The following is a 7,176-nucleotide window of genomic DNA, read 5'->3' on the forward strand; positions in this document are numbered from 1 at the left end:
TGGTTCAACCGATTCCGTCGATTGCCCGTCCGCTACGAGCGACGCAGCGACATCTACGAGGCCTTCACGAGCCTCGCGGCCAGCCTCATCACCCTCAACCAGATCAAACGGTTCTGTTAGGCGCTCTTAACCGCATCAGGGCGGCTGAGAGCCATGCCCAGGATATTCAAACCCGGTCCGATGCGCTGCTGAAAGCCGCCGATGCGCGCGTCAAGGAAGCGGAAGAGCGAGCTCGCACGGCAGAAGCGTGGTTGTCGAAGATCTCAATGACGATCACTGAGGAATTCACTTCCAAGGACGAAAAGCGCCTCCCGCCTAGATTTGATCCGCATGAGGTGCGGGTGGCTCTGGCTAAAAGCTCCCGCTTAGCGGCTCTGGCGCGTCGTTGTTGTGTTCCTCGGGAGGCGTCCCGCCCTTCAGCATGTCGTCCAACATCGATAGCAGATCGAGGAGTTCGAGCTTTGCGTCGTTCGTGATGTCGGGTTCATTCACACGCCGCCGTAGGTGGCTTCGCATGTTCGCCAGGGCGATAAAGTAGCCTTCTTCGCGCTCGTGGCTCATGATCGGGTCTCTGTTGCGACTGCGAAGAGGTAGGGCTGGCTCCCCCGCCGCCTACCTCTTCACCGCCCAGATCGGCACTGCGCCCTTCGGTCGGCCCGGCACGTTCCGGAAGTACCGCGTGCGCTCGAACCGGATGAAATCCGCCTCGACGGCCGACGCGTGGTCGCCACTCAGGACCATCGCCCCGCAGAAATCGGAACGGATCACTCCGAGGTCGGGATGCACGCCGAAGAGCTGCAGCGTCGTCCAGCCGAGCCGGCCGGCCTCGTCGGCGTGCTTGTCGAGGAAGTCCAGGGACGCGGCATGAACGGCCTGCCAGCCAGCGGGCGTCAGACCGGGGCACGGGACCACGCTGGGCTTCATGCCGAGGAAGGCTTCGCGCCACGCCTGGGGGCTGCCGGGTTCGATCTTGAAGGCTGGCGAGGCTGACATGAGGTCCGGCGGCTGTGATGGGCCGGACGGGATAGGGGGTGAGGATCGACCGCGCCAGGACATGGGGGCCAAGCGCGGCATTGAGGCTGGGGACGAGAACCAATCCTACCGTCCGGTCGGTGCCAGAGAGCTCCATGCTGAGGCTCGTTGGCTGAGGTTCGAGCCACACGAGATACATGGCAATCTCGGTGTGTAATGGCGACCTGTGGGTCTCTAAGGACGTGAACGATGTGCAACCTCTACAGCTTGGTCACGTCACAAGCGGAGATCCGTGAGGCGTTCGGTGTGGAGGAGGACCGCGCTGGCAACCTGCCGAGGGTGCCCGGCATCTTCCCTGACCAGATGGCGCCCATCGTTCGGATCGAGGACGGCAAGCGGACCCTTGAGATGCTCCGATGGGGCATCCCGGGTCCGAAGCAGTACGGGGAGCACCCGGTCACGAACGTCCGAAATGTGAAGAGCCCGCACTGGCGGCCCTGGCTCAAGCCGGAATACCGCTGCCTCGTCCCGGTCTCCTCCTTCAGCGAGTACGCCGACACCAAGCCGAAGAAGACACCGACGTGGTTCGCCCTCGATGACAATCGGCCGCTTTTCGCCTTCGCCGGCATCTGGCGGCCTTGGACGGGCGTGCGTGGGACGAAGGCCGAGAACCCCGATAGGGAGGAGGCCGAGCACCGGTTGTTCTCGTTCCTCACCTGCGATGCGAATGGCATCGTTGGGCCGGTCCACCCGAAGGCGATGCCGGTCCTGCTGACGACGCCAGAAGAGTGGCAGACGTGGCTCGAGGCGCCGACAGAGGTCGCCCTTGAGCTACAGCGCCCGCTGCCCGACGCCATGATGAAGGTGGTGGCGACGGGCGCACGGCGCGATCCGGCAGAATGAGGATCGCATCCCGGCCGGCCTGGTGGTGGGACCAGGCCGGCCAGGAAGCCGTCTTAACGGGCCGAGGCTTCTGCATCGGCAACAAGGCGCCGGGTCGCGGGGACACGCGGGGCCAGGGACGGCGTAGTTGTCAGTTCGGAAGCCGGACGAACCGATGCCGTGACGCGAGCCTGTTCACGGTACAGCGTCGGCGTGATGTTGACGCGATCCTCAGCCATCGCCGTACCGGTCAGGGTGGCAGCGGCGAGAGCGGCGAGCACGATTTTGCGAACGGTCATGGTACTTATCCCACTGGTGTTTCGGGAACTGCGCCCCGTCTGATGAGAGAAATATGCGCTGCGGTGCACCATCATTCCAACAGATCAAATCGATATCCGGTATTGATGAAATCGATACTTGTTCCCGCCCTTGTCCTCGTCCTGTCATTGGCTCCTGCGTTCGCGGCCGAGCCGATCACCGGCGGGGCCTCGGTGGTAGACGGCGACACCCTCGACATCGGCGGCACCCGTATCCGGCTCCACGGGATCGATGCGCCCGAGAGCGCACAGCTCTGCAATAGAAAGGCAGGAGAGACCTTCCGATGCGGGCAGACCGCTGCCCTCGCGTTAGCCGACCGGATCGGCTCTGCGCCTGTCTCCTGCGATCCTAGGGATATCGACAAGTACGGGCGCACCGTCGCGGTCTGCCGGAAGGGCGCGGAGGACCTGAACGCGTGGCTAGTCGCGCAGGGTCATGCCGTCGCGTACCGCCGGTACTCGGAGGACTACATCACCGCCGAGGACACCGCGAAGGCGGGGAAGCTTGGGATCTGGGCCGGTTCTTTCACGACGCCTGGGGACTGGCGCAAGGGCGAGCGGGCCATGACGATGGGGTTCGCCGCGCCGGGCGGCCCGGATGGCCCCATACCTTCGGTACAGCCGCCCCCCAAGGCCGGCGGGTGCGCGATCAAGGGTAACATCAGCCGGAAGGGCGAGAGGGTCTTCCACGTCCCCGGATCGCGCGACTATGACCGCACCCGGATCAGTGAGAAGGACGGCGAGCGCATGTTCTGCTCCGAGGACGAGGCCAGGGCGGCCGGTTGGCGGGCGCCCCGGGGGTGAACAGGCTCGGCAATCGCTCGGCATGGGTGGCGCGCTGGCTTACAGACCGGCTGCGACCTGGGCGCTTCCGCCGCGAGATCGAGGCCAAGGCGACGGCTCTCATCGCAGCTCATGGGCCGCTGGCCTATGCCGAGGCCCGCGAGCTGGAGAGCGCGACAATCCTCGGCCAGTTCGGCGAGATTCCGGATGATTTCGGCGAGAGCCTCCAGGGCAGGTAGGCTCACCGCCGGATCAGGGAGACGACATGGCGTTCAAAGCAAAATCAGCCTCGGAAACGAAGGCCACCGATCTGGCATCGGCCCTCGTCAGGATCGCGGATCGCGAGGGCGCGCCGGTCAGTATCGGTGTCGATCAGCTGCGGCGGGGCAACCCCCGCCTAACGCCCCTCGCGATTGGCCAGATGGTCCGCAAGCACCGTGACATCCTTGATGCCGGCTTGGGCGAGCGCGGGTATGCGCTAGTCGACTATGCCGATCAGGGACCGGGCAGGGGAATGGAATTCGAGATCGTGCCTGCTTGAGCGTCGACCGGGTGCGGAAAGCTCTTCCCGTTACGACATCCGGCGGCAACCAACACGGACAACGACTGCGACAGAGCCTCTCGCGAGCATATAGAGGGCCTGATGGTGGTATGGTGGTCAGCGCGAGGCTATGGCAACGAGCTGGCTAACTTTGCCATACCTCTCGTCAGCGATTTGATCGGCACCTGAACGACCGCTGTTGTGGTGCCTCCGGCTCCCTCGACATCCTGCAGCCCGGCCCAGACCTTCCAATCCTCCCAAGCCTCACGCATCTTGGATGCCGCCTCGTCGGCAGAACCAGCGTTTCCGCCGCGCCGGAATGGCGCCACTCCAATGTCGAGGTGCATAGCCCATGCCCATTGCTGATCCGTCACAGGCTCGGCCTGAATACAGTCGATCCTACCGACGATCAATGCGGCGCTGGTGACAATGTATGTTTCGCGCGGCTCCTCCAGCATCAAATTGAACGCTAGCTTTGCCATGGATAATTGCTGCGACTGAGTTCGATCTGATGGGTGGGTAGTTCACCGGCTGTTTTGAGCCGTCAATCGCTACTCTTGCCGTCAGCTTGCGCTGGATCGATACGACGGGGCTTCGCTGCCTGAGCCTTGCGCGGTTCCTTCTTTGCAGCGCCGCCTGATCGATCGAACGGAACGACGCCACCGCCGCATCCGATGCAAACGGACCTCGATAGGCGATCGGTGCGGGCGTCCCGATCCTTATCCTTCTTTGCCTGCCCTGCGGAATTCAGGACGTGCTGCTGGTGCATAGCCTCCATCCGCTTATCCCGATCGGCATCGGACGTGCTCGGCGATGGTTGAGATGAAGCGATGCCGGCGGGCAGCCAGAGGCCTCCCGCGACCAACGCCAGGAGTGCAGAGCGCTGAAGCGTTGTCTTCCTGCGCGGCATGGTGGCTTCCTTCTTTGCTCATGCCTACACCCTAATCCAACACGCTCCGAATCATACTTTGGAAGCGTGCATCCCACTGGCTCAATGTGCTCGTGAGGCCAGCTGTAATTTTCCGATGATACCGGGGGTGATGACGTTTCCGCCCTCAGCAAATCGAATTGAAATTGTTCACTTCACGATATGCAGCCATTTTAATTCTCTAAGCCGCCGATATCCTGCCCTATTGTAAAAGCTCCTAGAAAGTATCTATAGGGTATTTATTAGCCCTCAGAGAAATCAGCATGACCGATATCAATCAGGAATTCCAAGCAAACCACATCGAACTCACGGCCGACATCGTCGCCGCCTACGTCTCCAACAACTCGGTTCCGATAGGATCACTGGGCGAACTGCTGAGCAGCGTGCATGCTGCCGTCAGTGGCCTTGCCAACGGGGGATCTGCCACGGCGGAAGCTGACAAGATCGAGAAGGCGACGCCGGCCCAGATCAGGAAGTCGATCACACCGGACGCGCTGATCAGCTTCGAAGACGGCAAGCCTTACAAGACGCTGCGCCGCCATCTGACGCTCCGAGGTCTGACCCCTGAAGCCTACCGCGCGAAGCATGGTCTGTCGCCGGATTACCCGATGACCTCTGCGAGCTACTCGGCGCAGCGCTCGGAGCTTGCCCGGTCCCTCGGACTTGGACAGCAGCGGAATAAGACGGCAACGTCAAAGTCAGCGGTGCAGGAGGAGACGGTCAGCGAGAAGGCCCCTCCGGCTCCTGATAAGCCCAAGAAGGCGGGTCGGCCGCGTAAGGCGCCCGCTGCTTGATAGGCATTCATGGATGCCGCCTAGGCCGTCCATGAGCCTAGCTACGGACGTTAAGGGAGGCGGACTCAGCCCCGCCGCCCCGATCTGATCACGGGGCCGGCGGGGTGGGTCGTCCATCTCACGCTGAGCCGGTACGCAACTTGGCTCGACGGAGAGGATGCCGGTGAGCTGGTTAGCAGACGAACAAGCAGGCTGAACCAGCCCGGCCCGGATTGGGACTAGGCCGCAACAGCCGGCAGCGGCTCGATGCGATCCAGCTCCGGGCCGATCTCGGAAAGTAGGGTCTCGCTCTCAAAATCGGCCTGTAGGTTGAGCCAGAACTGGTGCGAAGTGCCGAAGTACCGGGCCAACCGGAGTGCAGTATCGGTGCTGATGCCGATTTCCTCCTTCACGATGCGCTCGATGCGCGAGCGAGGGAGGCCGAGCGCCTTCGCGACCGACCCCGCGCTCAGCTTGAGCGGAACCATGAACTCCTCCCGTAGGACTTCCCCAGGGTGGAGCGGCGCCAAGCGCACGACGTCCTCCTCGGCCTCGAAGGTCTGGCGAAGGGTCGTGATGCTGATCGTGTCGGACATGACAGAGCCCTCCTTAGCTAAGTGGTAGTCGGTGAGCTCGACCCGTTCCGGTCCTGCATCGGTCCAGACGAAGACGATGCGAAATTGGTCGCTGACGGAAATGGCGAGCTGACCGGCTCTATCTCCGATCAGGGCGTGGAGCCGGTTCGACGGCGGCGCCTTGAGGTCTTTCAGGTCAACGGCGTTGTGGAGGGCGCGAAGCTTGCGACGAGCAACCTTGAAGAGGTCGGCCGGGAATCCTCTCGGGCAGCGGCCCTGGAACACCGCCTCCGTCATCCGGTCGTGGAAGCTGCGGATCATCGTGCCGTCTGTGTTGCATTCGTTGATACAACGTATCACTCAATGCAACAGGACGTCAATTGGAATGTACCATCCAACGCAACAGTTCTAGGTGCTGGCTACGAGGCTGGCCGAGCGATGAGCCTGCCTAATCGGCCCGGGTCGTCCTCTCCCAAAACCGAATGCCGCCCCCTCCCCCGCTCTCGAAAATGGGTCTTTTAGGGCGCGCGAGTCGGAGCGCGTTTCCCTGGGCCTGTCGCAAACACGAATCTGCTGCCTCTTACGGGTCGTTAAGCATACCTGACCAGCTTGTCGCCTCCGCCCTGGAGCCGGCCATGATCCTTCACGCCATCGCTGTGAAGCTGAGGCAGCGCTCCAAGGCCGACTTCAAGGGCCGGCACTTCGAGGCGTCGCTCATCGTGCAGGCCGTCTCCTGGTACCTGCGCTACCCGCTCAGCTACCGCGACATCGAGGAGATCTTTCCGGAGCGCGGGCTTGAGGTGGACCACTCCACCCTGAACCGCTGGGTCTTGTCCTACGCTCCCCTGATCGAGAAGCGACTGCGACAGTTCCGCAAGCCGCACTGCGGATCGGTCCGCATCGGCACGGATGGCGCCGGCCCGTACCCACCGGCCATCGCCGAGAGCCGGAAGGCGGGTCTACTGCCTCGGACGCCGGTCCATTACGTGACCAAGCACCTCAGCAGGGGATCGAGAGCGACCACTTCCGGGTGAAGCGGTCGATGCCGCGGGTCGGCGGCTTCCGCTCGTTCAACACGGCGCGGCGCACGATCCAAGGTTTCGAGGCAATGCTATGGCTGCGCAAGGGCTTCGGGCTTGCCGGTGCGTGGACTGTCCGCGAGCAGAACCAACTGCTCTCAGTCTGCTTCGGACTTCAAAAGGTTATGCTGCCGCCGGGTGGTCGGAGTCCACATGGCAGATCCAAGTCAGGTTTCAGCACCCTCTTTAAATCACCGCCTGGCCTGCTTCCGGTTCCGTGGACACCCAGTCTGGGTGTCATAATGGAATCGGAGGTGTGGAATGCAGCGTCGCAAGTTCAGTCGTGAGTTCAAGGTCGAAGCGGTTCGGCTGATCAAGGAGCGGGG

Annotated in this window: 10 protein-coding genes and 2 pseudogenes; 7 read left to right on the forward strand and 5 right to left on the reverse strand. The window is 62.9% G+C overall.

All coding sequences use genetic code 11. From position 1 onward, the window contains the following. Positions 1 to 120 (forward strand): annotated as a pseudogene (locus FV220_RS23035) (IS5/IS1182 family transposase); the annotation flags it as partial. Between the two features lie 231 nt (positions 121 to 351). Here FV220_RS23035 and FV220_RS23040 read toward each other — a convergent pair. After that, a complete protein-coding gene (locus tag FV220_RS23040; protein ID WP_018044624.1) occupies positions 352 to 561 on the reverse strand; it encodes a hypothetical protein in 210 nt (69 codons plus the stop codon). 51 nt (positions 562 to 612) lie between these two features. Then, a complete protein-coding gene (locus FV220_RS23045; RefSeq protein WP_018044625.1) occupies positions 613 to 993 on the reverse strand; it encodes a hypothetical protein in 381 nt (126 codons plus the stop codon). Between the two features lie 228 nt (positions 994 to 1,221). On the opposite strand from FV220_RS23045, the gene FV220_RS23050 reads away from it, so the two are divergent. Continuing rightward, positions 1,222 to 1,875: an SOS response-associated peptidase gene (locus FV220_RS23050; protein ID WP_018044626.1), complete on the forward strand. Its 654-nt coding sequence runs from the start codon at positions 1,222 to 1,224 to the stop codon at positions 1,873 to 1,875. 53 nt (positions 1,876 to 1,928) lie between these two features. Here FV220_RS23050 and FV220_RS23055 read toward each other — a convergent pair whose 3' ends face one another. Beyond that, positions 1,929 to 2,153 carry a hypothetical protein gene (locus tag FV220_RS23055; RefSeq protein WP_081612676.1) on the reverse strand — a complete coding sequence of 75 codons (225 nt, stop codon included), beginning with the start codon at positions 2,151 to 2,153 and terminating at the stop codon, positions 1,929 to 1,931. Between the two features lie 105 nt (positions 2,154 to 2,258). On the opposite strand from FV220_RS23055, the gene FV220_RS23060 reads away from it, so the two are divergent. The 3 genes from FV220_RS23060 to FV220_RS23070 are packed head-to-tail and all read left to right on the forward strand — an operon-like array spanning position 2,259 to position 3,495. Further along, positions 2,259 to 2,975, forward strand: a complete 717-nt coding sequence (locus tag FV220_RS23060) for a thermonuclease family protein (protein WP_147833366.1) — start codon at positions 2,259 to 2,261, stop codon at positions 2,973 to 2,975. A 26-nt stretch (positions 2,976 to 3,001) separates the two neighbouring features. Beyond that, a complete protein-coding gene (locus tag FV220_RS23065; RefSeq protein WP_026176070.1) occupies positions 3,002 to 3,193 on the forward strand; it encodes a hypothetical protein in 192 nt (63 codons plus the stop codon). 26 nt (positions 3,194 to 3,219) lie between these two features. After that, positions 3,220 to 3,495, forward strand: a complete 276-nt coding sequence (locus tag FV220_RS23070) for a hypothetical protein (RefSeq protein ID WP_018044629.1) — start codon at positions 3,220 to 3,222, stop codon at positions 3,493 to 3,495. Between the two features lie 128 nt (positions 3,496 to 3,623). Here the strand turns inward: FV220_RS23070 and FV220_RS23075 are convergent, their stop codons facing one another. Further along, on the reverse strand, positions 3,624 to 3,977 hold the full coding sequence (locus tag FV220_RS23075) for a hypothetical protein (RefSeq protein ID WP_018044630.1): 354 nt from the start codon (positions 3,975 to 3,977) through the stop codon (positions 3,624 to 3,626). 709 nt (positions 3,978 to 4,686) lie between these two features. Between FV220_RS23075 and FV220_RS23080 the strand changes: the two genes are divergently transcribed. Further along, positions 4,687 to 5,217: a MucR family transcriptional regulator gene (locus FV220_RS23080; protein WP_018044632.1), complete on the forward strand. Its 531-nt coding sequence runs from the start codon at positions 4,687 to 4,689 to the stop codon at positions 5,215 to 5,217. Positions 5,218 to 5,435: 218 nt separating this feature from the next. Here the strand turns inward: FV220_RS23080 and FV220_RS26525 are convergent, their stop codons facing one another. After that, entirely contained in the window at positions 5,436 to 6,092 is a 657-nt protein-coding gene (locus FV220_RS26525) for a HigA family addiction module antitoxin (protein ID WP_018044633.1), read from the reverse strand. A gap of 314 nt (positions 6,093 to 6,406) precedes the next feature. Between FV220_RS26525 and FV220_RS23090 the strand changes: the two are divergent. Then, a pseudogene (locus FV220_RS23090) lies at positions 6,407 to 6,966 on the forward strand (IS6 family transposase); the annotation flags it as partial. Positions 6,967 to 7,176: the final 210 nt, after the last annotated feature.

Origin of the sequence: Methylobacterium sp. WL19 (assembly GCF_008040005.1) — a bacterium.
In the GTDB taxonomy this organism is placed as follows: domain Bacteria; phylum Pseudomonadota; class Alphaproteobacteria; order Rhizobiales; family Beijerinckiaceae; genus Methylobacterium; species Methylobacterium bullatum.